14 protein-coding genes are annotated in these 15,214 nt (G+C 40.7%); 7 read left to right on the top strand and 7 right to left on the bottom strand.

Features of this window, described 5'->3' with window-relative positions:
• Nucleotides 1–85 precede the first annotated feature (85 nt).
• On the bottom strand, nucleotides 86–1,054 hold the full coding sequence (gene cmoB, locus CIK86_RS08085) for a tRNA 5-methoxyuridine(34)/uridine 5-oxyacetic acid(34) synthase CmoB (protein ID WP_011328612.1): 969 nt from the start codon (nucleotides 1,052–1,054) through the stop codon (nucleotides 86–88).
• Nucleotides 1,055–1,070: 16 nt separating this feature from the next.
• Complete coding sequence (gene cmoA, locus CIK86_RS08080; protein ID WP_011328611.1) at nucleotides 1,071–1,796, bottom strand: carboxy-S-adenosyl-L-methionine synthase CmoA; 726 nt, start codon at nucleotides 1,794–1,796, stop codon at nucleotides 1,071–1,073.
• Between the two features lie 116 nt (nucleotides 1,797–1,912).
• Between cmoA and CIK86_RS08075 the strand changes: the two genes are divergently transcribed.
• Nucleotides 1,913–2,602, top strand: coding sequence for a DUF3334 family protein (locus CIK86_RS08075; RefSeq protein WP_011328610.1), 690 nt, complete (start codon nucleotides 1,913–1,915; stop codon nucleotides 2,600–2,602).
• 120 nt (nucleotides 2,603–2,722) lie between these two features.
• Here CIK86_RS08075 and CIK86_RS08070 read toward each other — a convergent pair whose 3' ends face one another.
• Complete coding sequence (locus CIK86_RS08070; RefSeq protein ID WP_011328609.1) at nucleotides 2,723–3,979, bottom strand: adenylosuccinate synthase; 1,257 nt, start codon at nucleotides 3,977–3,979, stop codon at nucleotides 2,723–2,725.
• 121 nt (nucleotides 3,980–4,100) lie between these two features.
• Here CIK86_RS08070 and CIK86_RS08065 point away from each other — a divergent pair, with 121 nt between their 5' ends.
• Together CIK86_RS08065 and CIK86_RS08060 are read left to right on the top strand one after the other, a co-directional pair.
• Nucleotides 4,101–5,003: a LysR family transcriptional regulator gene (locus CIK86_RS08065; RefSeq protein ID WP_011328608.1), complete on the top strand. Its 903-nt coding sequence runs from the start codon at nucleotides 4,101–4,103 to the stop codon at nucleotides 5,001–5,003.
• A 149-nt stretch (nucleotides 5,004–5,152) separates the two neighbouring features.
• Nucleotides 5,153–6,166, top strand: a complete 1,014-nt coding sequence (locus tag CIK86_RS08060) for a DUF5924 family protein (RefSeq protein ID WP_086999234.1) — start codon at nucleotides 5,153–5,155, stop codon at nucleotides 6,164–6,166.
• A gap of 42 nt (nucleotides 6,167–6,208) precedes the next feature.
• On the opposite strand, the gene CIK86_RS08055 is transcribed toward CIK86_RS08060, so the two are convergent.
• Complete coding sequence (locus CIK86_RS08055; RefSeq protein ID WP_011328606.1) at nucleotides 6,209–6,709, bottom strand: YgjP-like metallopeptidase domain-containing protein; 501 nt, start codon at nucleotides 6,707–6,709, stop codon at nucleotides 6,209–6,211.
• A gap of 44 nt (nucleotides 6,710–6,753) precedes the next feature.
• Nucleotides 6,754–7,602 (bottom strand): DUF72 domain-containing protein, encoded by an 849-nt coding sequence (locus tag CIK86_RS08050; RefSeq protein ID WP_086999231.1) that lies wholly within the window; start codon nucleotides 7,600–7,602, stop codon nucleotides 6,754–6,756.
• A 248-nt stretch (nucleotides 7,603–7,850) separates the two neighbouring features.
• Here CIK86_RS08050 and aspS point away from each other — a divergent pair, with 248 nt between their 5' ends.
• Complete coding sequence (gene aspS, locus CIK86_RS08045; RefSeq protein WP_086999227.1) at nucleotides 7,851–9,629, top strand: aspartate--tRNA ligase; 1,779 nt, start codon at nucleotides 7,851–7,853, stop codon at nucleotides 9,627–9,629.
• Nucleotides 9,630–9,716: 87 nt separating this feature from the next.
• On the top strand, nucleotides 9,717–10,322 hold the full coding sequence (locus CIK86_RS08040) for a pentapeptide repeat-containing protein (RefSeq protein WP_086999224.1): 606 nt from the start codon (nucleotides 9,717–9,719) through the stop codon (nucleotides 10,320–10,322).
• Nucleotides 10,323–10,350: 28 nt separating this feature from the next.
• Here CIK86_RS08040 and CIK86_RS08035 read toward each other — a convergent pair whose 3' ends face one another.
• Both CIK86_RS08035 and CIK86_RS08030 read right to left on the bottom strand, forming a co-directional pair.
• Nucleotides 10,351–10,674, bottom strand: a complete 324-nt coding sequence (locus CIK86_RS08035) for a hypothetical protein (RefSeq protein ID WP_011328600.1) — start codon at nucleotides 10,672–10,674, stop codon at nucleotides 10,351–10,353.
• A 146-nt stretch (nucleotides 10,675–10,820) separates the two neighbouring features.
• Nucleotides 10,821–12,023: a bifunctional alpha/beta hydrolase/OsmC family protein gene (locus CIK86_RS08030; RefSeq protein WP_086999221.1), complete on the bottom strand. Its 1,203-nt coding sequence runs from the start codon at nucleotides 12,021–12,023 to the stop codon at nucleotides 10,821–10,823.
• A gap of 276 nt (nucleotides 12,024–12,299) precedes the next feature.
• On the opposite strand from CIK86_RS08030, the gene CIK86_RS08025 reads away from it, so the two are divergent.
• Together CIK86_RS08025 and CIK86_RS08015 are read left to right on the top strand one after the other, a co-directional pair.
• On the top strand, nucleotides 12,300–13,139 hold the full coding sequence (locus CIK86_RS08025; RefSeq protein ID WP_058373708.1) for a 2OG-Fe(II) oxygenase family protein: 840 nt from the start codon (nucleotides 12,300–12,302) through the stop codon (nucleotides 13,137–13,139).
• Between the two features lie 611 nt (nucleotides 13,140–13,750).
• Nucleotides 13,751–15,151: a DEAD/DEAH box helicase gene (locus CIK86_RS08015; protein ID WP_011328596.1), complete on the top strand. Its 1,401-nt coding sequence runs from the start codon at nucleotides 13,751–13,753 to the stop codon at nucleotides 15,149–15,151.
• Nucleotides 15,152–15,214: the final 63 nt, after the last annotated feature.

The following is a 15,214-nucleotide window of genomic DNA, read 5'->3' as shown; positions in this document are numbered from 1 at the left end:
GGACACTTGTCCGCTAATTGCTGGCTAAATAAACAAAAAAACGCCCGTAGGCGTTTTTTATTGTTTGCTGATGTTGCCGTTAACGCTATGCTTTAGCAGTTAAAATAGCACGTAGTGGTGCTGGGTAACCTTCAATGGTTTTACTGGTGTCGTTTGGATCTAAAAAGTCGACTAACGATTCGTTTTCCATCCAAGCTGTTTTGCGTTGCTCATCTAGTGTAGTAATTGCGCAGTCTTTAATTTGTACGTTTTTAAAGCCCACGCGCTCCATCCACAGTTTTAATGCCGCAGTGCTTGGAATAAACCATACATTACGCATTTTTGCATAGCGATCAGTGGGTACAAGCACTGTATTTTCGTCGCCTTCAATGACTAAGGTTTCTAGTACCAGCTCGCCACCGGGGCGCAGTTGTGCTTTTAATTGCGCTAAAAAGTCGATAGGCGAGCGACGGTGATAAAGTACCCCCATCGAAAATACCGTATCAAATGCTTTTAACTCGGGTAGTGCCTCAACACCCAGTGGTAATAAGTGTACGTTTTCGTCGGGATTAAAGTGTTTTATAGCTTGAAATTGACACAAAAATAAGTCAGAAGGGTCAATGCCTACTACAAACTGAGCGCCTTCACCACGCATACGCCATAAATGATAGCCCGAGCCGCAGCCAATATCTAACACTGTGCGGCCTTTGAGTGGCTCAATATGTGGAAGCAGGCGATCCCATTTCCAATCGCTGCGCCACTCTGTATCTATTTCAATACCGTGAACACTAAATGGGCCTTTGCGCCATGGCATCATGCGCTTTAACAAATGCAGGGTTTGTTTTTGCTCACCATCGGTCATTTCACCCGGAGTGCCAATTTTTACCTGAGAAGTAATATCAACATGTTGAGTTTTAACCTCAGGTAAATTTTTAAGCACTTTTTGCCACTGTGGTAAGTCGCCATGACTTGCCTCTAACTGCCAATGTTTTAATTGCGCAGGCAGAGTTTCTAGCCAGTGACTAAGTGGGCTTTGTGCAATAGCAGCGTAAAATTGGTTAAACCATTGAGACATAAATTACTTACTCTCTTTATTTAATTGCGATCATTGAGCAAAAATTAAAACATTGGTACCACGCCTGAGTTTGGCTAAAGCCAATGTCTTTTAAGCGGGTAAAGTGCGTGCTTAGCGTATCTGGGCGCATTACGTTTTCAATAGCGGTGCGCTTTTGACTTATTTCAAGCTCCGAATACCCATTATGGCGTTTAAAGTCGTGGTGTAGGTCAATTAGTAAATTATCGCACAGCTCGTTTTCGGCTTTTATTTTTTCGCTCAGCAGCAATACACCGCCGGGTTTTAAGTTGGCGTATATTTTTTCAAGGACTGCTTGGCGCTGTGCATGCGGAATAAACTGCAGCGTAAAGTTCATTGCCACCACTGAAGCATTTTGAATTTCAAGCTCGTTAATGTCGCCTAAAGTAACGGTAACCGGTACTTCTGACTTAAAGCCTTGTAAATGTACCTTACAACGCTCAACCATAGCTTGTGAATTATCGACTGCAATAATATGGCAGTTATCGGTGCGAATATTACGGCGCATACTTAATGTAACTGCGCCCAGCGAGCAGCCTAAATCGTAAAGGTTAGAGTTACTTTGCGCATACTCACCGGCAAGTTTACCCATAGTACTTACTATAGTGGCGTAACCCGGCACAGAGCGCTGGATCATATCAGGAAAAACTTCGACTACGTTTTGATCAAAACTAAAGTCTTTAACTTGTTGCTCAGAGGCATAAATACTGTCTTTAATGGTCACGAAGCCAGTCTCTTTGAAAATAATGGCGCTATTTTAACATTTTATGCTGGATAGTCAGTGATAAATTAAGTAGCTTGGCTAGAATAATGAAAAATAAGTATAAATGAGACTATTAAATGAGCAAAAGTAAAGTTATTAGCACCGATGATATATTAGCAACCCTTTGTCACTCGGTTACAGGGGTACTCACATCGGCCAGTGGCAATAGTGTTAGTTACTCCGCTATGGTGCAAAAAATCACCCGTACTTGTATGCGCCCAGATATTGGCTGTTTTGTGTTATTTGACGGCGGCTTTACTGGCCTAGTAATTACTAATTTCACATCGCAAGCGGCAATGGAAATTTATGGTGATTACATGCGCAACATGGGTATGCCCGAGGAAGAAATAGCACATAGTCATTTATCTGACGATGTATCCAACGTATTAGGCGAGCTAATGAACCAAATAGTTGGTGACTTTACCTCTAAAGTACGCGAGCAATTACATACTTCTATTACCCAAAATCAGCCAAAAATGATGGCAATTAATAAACAGGTACAAATTTCGGTAGATACCACAATGGATCGCCCACAAGCGCGCCGCGTAACGTTTACCACCAGTAAGCAAAATATATTTTATTTAGAGCTGGCAATGGATAAAACTGAGTTTATTAAATTACACGACTTTGACATTGTCGAAGCAATAGATCCCGACGACATCATCGAAAACGAAGCAAAACAAAAAGCAGAAAAAGCCAAGGCTAAAGCTGAAAAAGAAGCAGAAGATAGTGATGATGACGACTTTATGGCAGGGCTAGGGCTGTAAGAATAAGTTAAAATAATTATGTGGTTAAGGTCATAAAATCAGCCAAGCGCAGTGTGACCTTTATTAATAACTGTTGGGTTACATGCAAACCCAACAATTATTTAAATACAATAGCGCTATTTAGCGAATAATCATCTGTTCGCGCTCAGGACCAACAGACACCATAGTTATTGGTACGCCCATTAACGCTTCAATGCGCTCAACGTATTGTTGCGCTGCAATTGGTAGACTGTCGAAGGTACGACAACCGGTAATGTCTTCATCCCAAGGTTGCATATTTTCATATACAGGGCTTAATGCAGCTGTTTGTGGCCAAATTGGGTTTTCGCTATGATCGCCGTCATAGGCAACACAGATTTTTAAATCTTTCATACCCGATAAACAATCAATTTTGGTTAAAGCAATTTCGGTTGCAGCTTGTAGCTCAACACCATTGCGCGTGGCAACTGCATCAAAGTAGCCCATGTCCCGTGGGCGGCCAGTTACTGCGCCATATTCGTTAGCGCTTTCACGAAAGTTGTCTTGCTCTTCCATCGCTGTAACTAAAGTACCCGTACCTACTGATGAGCTAAACGACTTTGCTACCGCAACAACACGTTCAGGACGAAGCGCTGGTAAACCGCTGCCTATGCCTGCATAAGCAGCCGTTACGTTTGAAGAGGTAGTGTAAGGGTATTCGCCATAGACTAAATCGCGACCTGCACCTAACTGAGCTTCAAATAATAAATTAGCATTTTGTTTTTGTAGTGCTTTTAACGGCTCTGTTACATTACAAATAAATGCACGCCAAGGCGCAGTAACATCGAGTAACCACTGCGTCATTTCTTCAGCTGTTTGCGAAAAATCACAACTTGGATATAAGGCTTTTAGCTGTGGCATTTTCCAATCAAGCATAAATTGAATACGCTCTAGTAAAACGTCAGGCTGATTTAACCAACCCACTAAAATGCCTTTTTTCATTACTCGGTCGCCATACGCTGGCGAAATACCTTGGCGAGTCGAGCCGTAAGCAGCGTCGCCTAAACGTAATTCTTCAAGGGTGTCTTCAAGGGCATGTAAAGGCAGACATAAAGTGGCACGATCAGAAATACACAGCTTTACATTAACGCCAGCGGCTTTAACTTCGGCTATTTCTTCACTTAAGGCGCTAGGGCTTATTACCATGCCTGGGCCAAGTACTGCTATGCAATCAGGATTAAAAATACCGCTAGGTAATTGGTGTAGTTTAAAGGTGCCAAAATCATTCACAACGGTATGACCGGCGTTATTACCACCTTGAAAGCGAATGCTTGCTGATGCGTTCTCAGCTAAAAAATCTACGATGCGGCCTTTGCCTTCATCACCCCAGTTTGCACCTACAACAACAATTGACGGCATAATTTAATCTCCAAATTGAACAAGCTGATATGATATGCGGGCTGTTAAAATAAGAGAAATTAATTATAATTATGATATCAATAAGGATTCCATATGGCGTGTGCAATATTAAGGAAGTGAGATGTTAGATATTCATTGGTTAAAAACCTTTGTTACATTAGCAGAGCTAAAGCACTTTGGTAAAACGGCAAGTGCACTGCACATGACGCAACCTAATGTGAGCTTGCATATTAAGCAGTTAGAAAAAATGACGCGGGTAAAGTTAATCGAGCGTAACCCCTTTTGTTTAACCCAAGCGGGTTTGCGTTTATTACAGTCGGGGCAAAAAACCTTATGGGAATTGAAGGTATGTCAGTCTGATCTAAATGCAATAAATAACTTAAGCCAAGGCACACTCACCATTGCAGCCAGTGATATTATTTCTCGCTTGTTACTCATAGAGCCTTTTCAGCTGTTTAAAACCCAGTTCCCGGGGATTGATTTTACCTTGCTTAATACCACCTCGTCACAGGCATCGGCGCTGGTTAAAAGTGCAGAAGCCGATTTAGGCTTTGTAATTGCTCAAAAAGAAAGTGAGCCACTGCATTTTAGTGAACTCCAACAGATAAAGTGGTGTGCGCTGGGAAATAATTTAGCGTTATGGCAGCAAGCAAAAAACGATGAAAGTATGGTACTCACTGAGCCGCCAACATTAATTTTATTAGGCCACGATACCCGCACCCGAGAGTTATTAGATAATGCGCTACCGTCTTTAAATTTACCGAGTTATCGGGTTATGGAAGTGGGCAGTGTTGATGCACAAATTGATTGGGCAGAAGCTGGTTTTGGCGTGGCAATTGTTCCTGAGTTTTCGCTGCGCTCTAAAGCTAATTTAACCACCACAGTAACGGCTTTACCGCAATTCCCAACCACCAGTTTAGGTTATATAGTGCGGCAAAATCAGGTGCTATCTAAGGCAATAAAACAGTTACTACACTGGGTAAATGAAGAAATTTCGCGCACCCATTTAAAACAACCAAAATAGTCATCACTTAATATTACTACCGATTATTATATTGTTAATAAGCTAAGGGGTTTTATGCTATTTATGTGTTGTTCAGGTAATTACTTTAAGATAAAGCGCTTATGTTTTTAAGCGCTTTAGCATGCACACTTGTACGGACCCAAAATTAGATGGACTATTTTAAAAGTTTAATAACAAAATTTATAATCGCAATGCAACAGCGGCCGGGGTTATTAGCGGTAATAGCATTTTGCTCTGGTGTGGCAAGTTATGTGTTAGTTGAGCGAAAAGAATCGTTTTCGCAATTTATTGCCATATTTTTGCTAGTGAGCTGGGTATGGTTAATTATTGATAACTGGTTGCGCGATGAAGTAGAGCAAAGATTTGGTGTCGCGGTATCGCCCAACTTTATGCGCTTTGCTTTACAAATGGTGCAACAAGAAAGCCTGTTTTTTGCTTTGCCATTTTTTTTAGCGGTAACGCAGTGGGATCACCCGCAAGCTATTTTTACCGCGCTAATGATAATGTGTGCAGTCATATCGGTAATTGATCCTTTGTATTATAAAAAGTTAGCAAAAAATCGCATGTTATTTGCGGTGTTTCATAACTTTGCATTGTTTGTCGTTATATTGGTTACTTTGCCTATTTTATTTAATGTAACCACTAGCCAAAGCTTAGCAATTGCTTTGGTTACTGCTGTTATTTTTACCCTCCCCAGTTTAGGCAACTTAATGCCTAATACCCGCTGGTGGCGATTTCCTTTATTGGTAGTGATTTTGTGTATATTGAGTGCTGGCTTATGGCAACTACGTAGCTGGGTGCCGCCAGCGGCTTTGCGCTTAACCGATATTACTTTATCGCACGAGGTTGATTTAGAGCAACGCCAACCTATTGGTAATATTAAGCAATTAGACTCTTATTCACTACATCATCAGGGGTTATATACGTGGACTGCTGTTAAAGCGCCCAGAGGATTAAATGAAAAAATATTTCATGTGTGGCTATACAACAATAAAGAAGTAGATCGGATCACACTAAATATAAGTGGTGGGCGAGAGCAAGGTTATAGAGCGTGGACCCATAAAGTAAATTTCCCAACTGATTCTGTCGGTAAATGGCAGGTGCAAGTAGTAACAGAATCGGGGCAACTTATAGGTTTAACTAAATTTACAGTTTTGCTTTAGCTAATGTGCATTTACTAGCGCGTTTACGGCAATTTAATTAGCTCATTTTAAGTAAGGATTATTGCCTTGCTCTACAGCCACGCAAAAAATGCGTAAATCAAGCTCTAGCTGGTGGTAACTTGGCTCCATGTGACAACAAAGTTTATAAAAACTTTTGTTATGGTCTTTTTCTTTAAAATGAGCGAGCTCGTGTACCACTAAGGCTTTTAATAACGGCTCGGGAGCGCGCAGTAAATCACTGTTGATGGCCAAATCGTGCTTGCGAGTTTTACCTTGCATACGATAGGTGTGCGTGCCAAGTGCATTAGTGACCATGTCGCCTTGCTTTTTAAATGCGGCGCGACCAAACGGCGGGGCATTTTTTAAATACTGTTTTTTAAGCTCTGTGGCGTAGCTAAAAAGTGCTTTGTCGCTGGTAATATTATGTGCCTGCGGATACTTTTTAAGTAAGTAGTTACTTACTTTATCATTACTGATTAGATTTAATACTTGCTCAACAATGTTTGCAGGGTAGCCGGTAAAATAACGTGCATATTCACTCATGTTGCTCTCTAAGTTCTAACATTTTATTTGTTGTAAGTGGTTATTTAAAACAGTGCTTGCTGGTGGGCTTCTGCCTCGCCGCTAAATGGATTTAGTACCTTGTGGTTATAACCTAGGTCCTTACAAAACTGCCTTGCTAATAATGGTGCTTCTCGGTTGTCTGCGGTATGAAAAAATACATAGGGCGTTTTTCCTTCATCAAGCCACTGTTTTACTTTACTAAGCCAAGGCTTATAAAAGGTTTTATATTCACTTTGTAAATTAGCAATAACAAAACGTGCCATGGGTTGCTCACTTGTAGCAATAGCATGCACGGGCAGATGCGGCTTTTTTTGTTGTGCATCAATCAGCGCTTCTGTATTCGCTTTAACTGCAAATAGGGCGCGGGTATCAATGGCTATACGGTTTATGTTATTTGCCATTAATAATTGATTAAGCGCTATTTCGGCTTCACCCTTTTGAAAAAATGCCGGATGGCGAACTTCTACCCCAAAGTTTAGCTCTTTGGGTAATAGACTAATAAATTGCGCTAACTTGGGTAAATCATTAGGGCCAAAGGCACTTGGCAGTTGCAGCATAATTTGCCCAGTTTTCTCTAAAATTGGTGCAAATAAGTTAAGCCAAGCGGTTAGCTCGTTGTGTACATTAGTCAGCTTTAGCTCATGGCTAAAGCGCCGATGAAACTTAAAGGTAAATTTAAAATCGTCGGGTACACTGTTTGCCCAGCGTAAAAGAGTACTTGGGGATGGATCGGCGTAAAAGCTGGTATTTCCCTCTACAGAGTTAAAATGTTGCGCGTATTGGCTTAGCATATCGGTATTTTTACATTGGCTCGAAAATAAATTGCCTTTCCACGCATTGCTTGACCACTGTGGGCACCCAATATATAGCATACAAACTAACGCCTAATTATAAAGTAGCTATAGTGTATCAAATAATAAAATATGCTGCTTTAAATCCGATGCAAAAAACGACACCCGCCCTAGTATCTTCATATCACTTGCGTATAATACAGGGCTTAATTTGATTATTTTGAATTGCAAGCGGTGTTATTTTTATATTCGTATTTATAAAAAAGATTTACCCTACTTAAAACGAATGTTTTTTGACCGTTGCACGCCTTTTATCTGACAGGAAAACTATGCGCTCTATATACTGCGGACAGCTAAATAAAACTCACATAGATCAAGAAGTTGAACTATGTGGCTGGATCAACAAACGACGTGACCTTGGTGGACTTATCTTTGTCGATTTACGCGATAGAGAAGGTTTAGTACAAGTTGTATTCGATTCTGACATTGAAGAGTTAATGAGTTCAGCTAACACGCTTCGCCAAGAATTTTGTGTGCAGTTAAAAGGTATTGTACGTGCACGCCCAGATAGCCAAGTAAATAAAGACATGCCTACAGGCGAAATCGAAATATTAGGCACTGAGCTTAATATTATTAACCGCTCAGAGCCATTACCACTTGATTTTAACCAAGTGAACTCTGAAGAGCGTCGTTTAAAATACCGCTACCTAGACCTACGTCGCTTAGAAATGAGCGACCGCATTAAGTTACGCGCTAAAGCAAGCAGCTTTGTGCGTCGTTTTTTAGATGAAAACGGCTTTTTAGACATAGAAACACCAGTACTTACTAAAGCAACGCCAGAAGGCGCGCGCGATTATTTAGTGCCGAGCCGTGTTCATAAAGGTAGCTTTTACGCATTACCGCAGTCGCCGCAGTTATTTAAGCAATTGTTGATGATGTCGGGTTTTGACCGTTACTACCAAATTGTAAAATGTTTCCGTGATGAAGATTTACGTGCTGATCGCCAACCTGAGTTTACTCAAATAGATATTGAAACCTCGTTCATGAGCTCTGATCAAGTACGTGGTATGACTGAAAAAATGATCCGCGAAATGTGGCAAACATTGCTAAATGTAGATTTAGGCGATTTTCCAATTATGCCTTACAGCGAAGCAATGAGCTTATACGGTTCAGATAAGCCTGATTTACGTAATCCAATGAAGCTTGTTGATATTGCCGATTTAGTTAAAGACGTAGAGTTTAATGTTTTCTCAGGCCCTGCAAATGACGAAAAAGGCCGTGTTGCGGTATTAACTGTACCAGGTGGTGCTAAGCTTTCGCGTAAACAACTTGACGATTACACTAAGTTTATTGGTATTTACGGCGCAAAAGGCATGGCGTGGATGAAAGTAAACGATCACACTGCTGGCGCAGAAGGCGTGCAGTCACCAGTAGCTAAATTTTTAACTGCAGATGTAATTACTCAGTTACTTGAGCGTACTAATGCACAGTCGGGCGATATTATTTTATTTGGTGCGGATAAGCGCAACACAGTAAATGAAGCAATGGGCGCACTGCGCGTTAAAATTGGTATTGATTTAGAAATCACTAACCTTGATAGCTGGGCACCACTTTGGGTTGTAGATTTCCCAATGTTTGAAGAAGATGACGAAGGTACGCTGCACGCTGTACATCATCCATTTACTGCGCCAAAAGACATGAGCGCAAGTGAACTTGAAGCAAACCCTGCGGCTGCTATTTCAGATGCGTACGATATGGTATTAAACGGCTACGAAGTAGGTGGCGGTTCGGTACGTATTCATAATGCTGATATGCAAGAAGCTGCGTTTAGAATTTTAGGTATTAATGAGCAAGAGCAACAAGACAAGTTTGGCTTTTTACTTGACGCACTTAAATACGGTACGCCACCACATGCTGGTTTAGCTTTTGGCCTTGACCGTTTAGCTATGTTGCTTTGTGGTACTGATAACATTCGTGACGTTATTGCGTTCCCTAAAACTACGCAGGCGTCGTGTTTATTAACCAATGCGCCAAGTAAGCCTAATGCTGATTCGTTAGCAGAACTTGCAATTAGTGTGGTAGAAAAAGCTGAGAAATCAGCAGAGTAAATAACTCAATAGTATTTAATTAATTCAAAACCCTTAGGCGTAAGCTTAGGGGTTTTTTGTTTAAGCAAGGAAAGCGTGGAGGTATGTATGTCAGCTAGTTATCAATTTTTAGAAAATGATTATTACCAGCAACAGTTTTCAAAGTGTAATGCGCAATCAGAGTGTTTCAGCGGTATTGAGTTTGAGCAGTGCCAGTTTATTGAGTGTGATTTTAGTCAAAGCCAGTTTAGTAATTGTCGCTTTATTGAATGCGAATTTATTAACTGTAATTTGAGTGATTTGAATTGGGGTTATAGTGCGTTAGAAGAGGTTAGCTTTTGTGATTGTAAACTCAATAGTATTCAGTGGGCGCAGGTAAATTGGCCGCAATTGGCATTTACTTCATCAGTGAGTTTTAAACGTTGTCAGCTTAGTCATAGCTCATTTTATGAGTTAGACCTAAAAGCATTGACTATGACCGATTGCTTTGCCAAAGATGTTGATTTTAGACACGCTAATTTAGCTGGCAGTGACTTTAGTAATACCAACTTTAGAGATAGTCTGTTTCAGCAAACAAATCTTAATAAAGTAAATTTCGTGGGCGCGACACACTTTAATATTGATGTAAAAAATAATAATGTGGACAAGGCTAAATTTGAGCGTTTTGAAGCGTTGAATTTACTCAGCGGATTAGGTGTGGAACTGGTGGATTAGCCGTTATTACACGGCTAATTAAGCTTTTTTAACAGCTAGGGCCATTTTTATTACGTGCACTTGCAAGCACTCTGGCTATTTCAAGCAACGCTGGCGAAATATCGGTTGCGCCATCTTTAATTAGCTTAGTTACATCACCCGATGAATATAAGCTATCGCGAGACGATTTAATGCCTAAACCACGTACATAGTCTTTGGTTTTACCCGTGCTGCCGGTTTCAATAAACTTAAAAATAATGCGTTCGTTATCACTTTTAGGTTCAGCTTTTAATACTTCAATTTCGTCTTTATAGGCTTCGATTCGGCTTTGTAAAATTTCAATTCGTTCTGCAATGGTGTTATATGATTTCATGGATGGATTCTTTTGCTAAAAATATTGGAACAATGACGGTTATTATCGCACACATTTAAAATAATTAATTATTTAGCTTAACAAGATGAAAAAATAGCGCAGCTTTAACTGCGCTATTTTATATACAGAATTAAAATTATTATACGTTACTCTACCAATTCACTTATCACCAGTGGGTTATTGTGCAGGGTTTTATGCACTGGGCATTTATTAGCTATTTCGAGTAAGCGCGCGCGTTGCTCGGGGGTTAAATCGCCCGTTAAGGTGATTTTACGCGTAATAGCTTCAACACCTTGGGTTTGCTCTGCGTCACCGTCTTGTTTTTTATAATCGCGAGTGTGCTCAAGCTCAACTTTGACATGCTCCAACGGTAATTTTTTATGGCTCGCATACATGCGCAGTGTCATAGAGGTACACGCGCCAAGCCCCGCGAGTAAATGCTCATACGGATCTGGGCCTAAGTTATGGCCACCTGCTTTTAGTGGCTCATCGGCAAGCCACGTATGCTCTTTGGTGCTTACGTGCTGAGTAAATACATGGTCTTTTTCTTCTACTAATACGCTGCCATTATTTAATTTAGCCGTATATTTAGTTTTATCGTAATTTACATAACGATTGGCCCAGGTGGCAATAATATCTGCTGCGTAGTCGGCATCGTTTTTATTAGTAAGTAAGTGATCGGCGTTATCTAGGCTAATAAAGCTTTTAGGATGCTTAGCTGATGCGTAAATTTTTTCGGCTTCGCTAATATTTACAGTCGCGTCAATAGGGGAGTGCATTACTAATAATGCGCGCTTAAGTTTACTTATGTGGCTTTTATCGTACTTAGCTATATCGTCTATAAATTGTTTTTTAATAGTGAACTCGCGGCCTGCTAAATTTACTTTAGCTTCGCCAGCTGCGTTAATTTCATCTAGGTGGGCTTTAAAGTTGTGTGCTACGTGTTGTGCATCTGACGGCGCACCTATGGTAGTAATTGCCGATACTTCTGGTATGTGCTCTGCAGCGGCCAGCACTGCTGCTCCACCTAAGCTGTGGCCTATAAGTAGCTGCGGCGCACCAAAATGTTCACGCAGGTGATTAGCGGCCGCTACTAAGTCTTGAATATTAGATGAGAAATTACTATTGGCAAAGTCGCCATCGCTATTACCTAAGCCGGTAAAATCAAATCGTAATACTGCAATCCCTTGTTGTGTGAGTGCACGGCTGATACGTGTTGCCGCCGCTATATCTTTGCCACAGGTAAAACAGTGTGCGAATAGGGCGTAAAATTTAATTTCACCAGAGGGCAGTTCAAGTTGTCCTGCCAATTTTAAATCACCACTTTTAAAAGATACTTTTTGTCGCATGAGAAGCCTTAATACTTAAATTTAAGTACAAAATAATAAACATTACTATCATAGTTCAGAGATAGGTGCGAAGTGATGTTATTTCAATCTTTATTTATAATTTGATTAAGATCAACTCGATTGTTCACCTAGCCAAGGTGCGGACATATGTCCTTATGATTTTAGGGCTGTTTGTCTATCCTCACGGTGGTAATAATACAGGCTTTGCTGCTTAAATAGAGTAATCTACCTCTATAATGTAAATGATCTCTCACAACCTATTCACTGGAATGTACAATGCAATTACCTACTGTTGATTATAAAGCGGACAATGCGGCTGCTCAATTTGTTGAATCATTAAGAAATACCGGCTTTGGGGTATTAAAAAACCATCCAATTCCGCAATCTTTAGTTGAGTCTATTTATAAAAATTGGCAAGACTTTTTTAACTCAGATCAAAAGCAGGACTTTTTATTTTCTAAAGATACCCAAGATGGCTATTTTCCGCCTTCGGTATCTGAAGTGGCAAAAGGCTGTAAAGTTAAAGACATTAAAGAGTATTTCCATGTTTATCCTAAAGGCCGTGTACCTGCCCAGTTAGAAGCAGACATACGTGAGTACTATCGTTTAGCTAATGAGTTTGCAGCAACGCTTTTAAGTTGGGTACAAGCAGAAGCACCAGCAGATGTGCGTGCTAAATTTTCGATTGACTTAAAAGATATGATTGCTAATTCTGAGCAAACATTGCTGCGTATTTTACATTACCCACCAATGACCGGCGATGAAGAGCCTGGTGCTATTCGTGCAGCTGCGCATGGCGATATTAACTTGCTAACTGTATTACCTGCTTCTAATGAACCGGGTTTACAAGTTAAAAATACCGAAGGCGGTTGGTTAGATGTTCCTTCTGATTTTGGTTGCTTGATCATTAATATTGGTGACATGCTACAAGAAGCGTCGGGTGGTTATTTCCCTTCAACAATTCATCGGGTAATTAACCCAACAGGTAAAGCGTCTAGTAAGTCGCGTATTTCATTACCACTATTTTTACACCCTCGCCCAGATGTGGTGTTATCAGAGCGCTATACTGCTGATAGTTACTTGCAAGAGCGTTTACGTGAGCTTGGCGTTAAGTAACTAGTAAATATCGCGATATAAAAAAGCGGCTTTTTAGCCGTTTTTTGCGTTTTATAACTGCGGGTAGCGCTGCTGCATAATGTTGAGTGACCTTGTAATAATCTGCGCGAGTATCGTTAAATCCACTTTAGCTAGGTTTGTAATATATAAACAGCTTTTACCTAAACTGTGCTTTCCTAACTGGTTAAGTAGGGTTTTAATCGTCTCATCTTCAAAGCCGGGCATTATATAAATACACAGCTTGGTTTTACGCGGGGAAAAGCCAGTGAGTGGCCATTTTTCACTGCTGCCAGAGTTATGTTTATAGGTGTAGTGGCCAAAGCCAATAATATCCTTACCCCATACAACGGCTTGCTCATTAGTGACTTTTGTAAATAGGGCGAGTAATGTTTTCGCCTCATCTTCCCGCTTAGCCTCTACATAATGTAAACTATTTGGTTTGCTTGGGTTTTTAAGCTCATAAGTAACTCTTTAATTTATTTTTAGCGGTAGTTAATAGTAGCAAAAAATGAGTACTAAAAGTTGGATGTGAATATTTTTATGCAATATTGCAGGTTATAGGTATAATGCGCGCAACTGGCTAGTTTAGCCTAATTTAAAAGAGAGTTTATATGAGTTTTGAAGGTTTAGGTTTATCACAGTCTTTAGTTAATGCGGTTTTAGAGAAGGGCTATGAAACGCCAACGCCAATTCAGGCTCAAGCAATTCCGGCGATTATTGAGCGTCGTGATGTGATGGCAGCAGCGCAAACAGGAACAGGTAAAACAGCGGGTTTTACACTGCCACTTATTGAGCGTTTGTCTAGCGGTCCTAAAGCTAAAAGTAACCATGTGCGTGCACTTATTTTAACGCCAACACGTGAGCTTGCTTTGCAAGTTAGTGAAAATGTTGAAGAGTACGCAAAGCATTCAAATGTAAGCTCGTTTGTAGTTTACGGTGGCGTTAAAATTAACCCACAAATGCAGCGTTTGCGCAAAGGGGTTGATATTTTAGTGGCAACTCCGGGGCGCCTAATCGATTTACATAATCAAAATGCGGTTAAGTTTGATAGTGTTGAAGTATTAGTTCTTGACGAAGCTGATCGCATGCTCGACATGGGATTTATTCATGATATTAAACGCCTGATTGCAAAAATGCCTGCAAAACGTCAAAACTTAATGTTTTCGGCAACGTTTTCTGACGAAATTCGTGCACTGGCAAAAGGGTTGATAAACGATCCGGTTGAAATTTCTGTTGCTGCAAAAAACACCACAGCTAAAAGCGTTACTCAGTGTGTTTACGCGGTAGATAAACCACGTAAAACAGCGTTATTAAGCCACCTAATTCGTACTAACGATTGGCAGCAAGTATTAGTATTTAGCCGTACTAAGCACGGCGCAAACCGCTTAGTTAAACAACTAGAGCGCGATGACATTGTTGGCGCGGCTATTCATGGCAATAAATCGCAAGGCGCACGTGTTAAAGCCCTTGATGGCTTTAAAAGCGGTGAAGTACGTGTGTTAGTTGCAACCGATATTGTTGCCCGTGGTTTAGATATTGTGGAGCTTCCACACGTTGTTAACTACGACTTACCAAACGTATACGAAGATTATGTGCATCGAATTGGCCGTACTGGCCGCGCCGGTGCATCGGGCCATGCAATTTCGTTTGTAACCACGGAAGATGCAGTGGATTTATACGGCATTGAGCGCTTTATTGGTGAGCTTATTCCTCGTGCTACCGAAGAAGGTTTTGAGCCGGTTAACCCAGTACCAGAGCGCGACTTAGATGCTCGTCCAATCGCTCCTAAAAAAGCTAAAAAGACCAATCAGCCATTTAATAAGCCTAAATCTGACAGCAGCAAGCCAAATAATAAAAAGCCTAATAATGGCGGAAACGGTACGGGTGCGCGCAGAGGCGGTTCTAAAAAGCCAGTAGCTAAAACGGATGATAAAGCGCAAAGCCCATGGGCAAAACGCGAATCTGTTGGTGGTAATACTCAGCGCCGTCGTCGTCCAAGTAACAACGATTAATAATACTTTTAAACGCTGAGACAAAAAACGCGCTTACTTGCTTTACAAGTAGCGCGTTTTTTA

Source organism: Pseudoalteromonas sp. JB197 (assembly GCF_002332205.1).
GTDB classification, from domain to species: Bacteria; Pseudomonadota; Gammaproteobacteria; order Enterobacterales; family Alteromonadaceae; genus Pseudoalteromonas; species Pseudoalteromonas nigrifaciens.
Note: the sequence above shows the minus strand (reverse complement) of the source record. Positions and strands in the feature narration are given on the sequence as shown.

Bases quoted from the DNA above. Each gene is read 5' to 3' on its own strand.
- CIK86_RS08015 (WP_011328596.1), top strand. From the start codon at position 13,751: ATGAGTTTTGAAGGTTTAGGTTTATCACAGTCTTTAGTTAATGCGGTT.
- CIK86_RS08060 (WP_086999234.1), top strand. From the start codon at position 5,153: ATGGACTATTTTAAAAGTTTAATAACAAAATTTATAATCGCAATGCAA.
- cmoB (WP_011328612.1), bottom strand. From the start codon at position 1,054: ATGTCTCAATGGTTTAACCAATTTTACGCTGCTATTGCACAAAGCCCA.
- CIK86_RS08065 (WP_011328608.1), top strand. From the start codon at position 4,101: ATGTTAGATATTCATTGGTTAAAAACCTTTGTTACATTAGCAGAGCTA.
- CIK86_RS08025 (WP_058373708.1), top strand. From the start codon at position 12,300: ATGCAATTACCTACTGTTGATTATAAAGCGGACAATGCGGCTGCTCAA.
- aspS (WP_086999227.1), top strand. From the start codon at position 7,851: ATGCGCTCTATATACTGCGGACAGCTAAATAAAACTCACATAGATCAA.
- CIK86_RS08070 (WP_011328609.1), bottom strand. From the start codon at position 3,979: ATGCCGTCAATTGTTGTTGTAGGTGCAAACTGGGGTGATGAAGGCAAA.
- CIK86_RS08055 (WP_011328606.1), bottom strand. From the start codon at position 6,709: ATGAGTGAATATGCACGTTATTTTACCGGCTACCCTGCAAACATTGTT.
- CIK86_RS08035 (WP_011328600.1), bottom strand. From the start codon at position 10,674: ATGAAATCATATAACACCATTGCAGAACGAATTGAAATTTTACAAAGC.
- CIK86_RS08040 (WP_086999224.1), top strand. From the start codon at position 9,717: ATGTCAGCTAGTTATCAATTTTTAGAAAATGATTATTACCAGCAACAG.
- CIK86_RS08050 (WP_086999231.1), bottom strand. From the start codon at position 7,602: ATGCTATATATTGGGTGCCCACAGTGGTCAAGCAATGCGTGGAAAGGC.
- CIK86_RS08075 (WP_011328610.1), top strand. From the start codon at position 1,913: ATGAGCAAAAGTAAAGTTATTAGCACCGATGATATATTAGCAACCCTT.
- CIK86_RS08030 (WP_086999221.1), bottom strand. From the start codon at position 12,023: ATGCGACAAAAAGTATCTTTTAAAAGTGGTGATTTAAAATTGGCAGGA.